Source organism: Rahnella sp. NRRL B-41462 (assembly GCF_003263525.1).
Lineage (GTDB): Bacteria > Pseudomonadota > Gammaproteobacteria > Enterobacterales > Enterobacteriaceae > Rahnella > Rahnella aceris.
The window spans coordinates 1-832 of sequence record NZ_JYDF01000191.1; the positions used below are offsets into that span (position 1 = coordinate 1).

2 protein-coding genes are annotated in these 832 nt (G+C 56.6%); both read right to left on the minus strand.

Translation table 11 applies throughout. From position 1 onward, the window contains the following. Positions 1-77 precede the first annotated feature (77 nt). Positions 78-209, minus strand: coding sequence for a hypothetical protein (locus UC14_RS27310; RefSeq protein ID WP_255563220.1), 132 nt, complete (start codon positions 207-209; stop codon positions 78-80). An 18-nt stretch (positions 210-227) separates the two neighbouring features. Then, the coding region (gene msrB / locus UC14_RS26525) for a peptide-methionine (R)-S-oxide reductase MsrB (RefSeq protein ID WP_232829750.1) at positions 228-832 on the minus strand (605 nt) is incomplete at its 5' end.

Here is an 832-nt window from a genome sequence, read left to right on the forward strand (position 1 = left end):
CCAGAAACATCCGCCGGCAAACAGCGCGGTTTCGCTGTGTGCAGTGCCTGCTGGCTCATCTTTTGCCGGTGCCGGGATCACGACCGCCGGTTCAGCCCCCCGCCCCATGACCAGGCATTATTTTCGAACACGAACGCAGACGCCAGCATCAGCCCGGCGATAAGGCTGTAGTGGCGAAAGTTACGCCGGTTTTTCGATGCAATTTTCATAGTCAATTTCCTGCCAGATTAAGCTTTAGGGGTGAACGTCATCGCCAGCCCGTTCATGCAATAACGCAGACCGGTCGGTTGCGGACCGTCATCAAACACATGTCCCAGATGGCCGCCACACCGGCGGCAATGCACTTCATCGCGCACCATACCCAGCGAGGTGTCCCGGCTGGTTTGCGCCGCATCGGCAAGAGGTTGCCAGAAACTCGGCCAGCCGGTATGGCTGTCGAATTTGGTCGCTGAAGAGAAAAGAGCAAGGTTGCAGCCTGCGCAGGCAAACTCGCCCGCACGATGTTCGTTGTTTAACGGACTGGAATAAGGACGTTCGGTGCCTGCTTCGCGCAAAATACGGTACTGATCATCGCTGAGGCGCTGATGCCACTGGGCATCCGTCAGCATGATTTCGAATTTCGCAGGTTTTACCTGCGCGCCGGCATTGCGGGAAAACAGTGACGGGACCAGCCCCATCATGGCCGCGGCAGATACCGCGCCACTGCCCAGCAGGAAATTACGTCTGTTAATCATTTTTGCCACCGATCCGGTTGCTGTCGATGGCATCAGATTACAAGGGGAGGGATTACGGAATCCTCGCGGAGAGTTAACGGTTTTGTGATAAATGGGGG

What these genes read in the sequence shown, in the direction of transcription:
- UC14_RS27310 (WP_255563220.1), bottom strand. Translation starts at nt 209, where the DNA reads ATGAAAATTGCATCGAAAAACCGGCGTAACTTTCGCCACTACAGCCTT.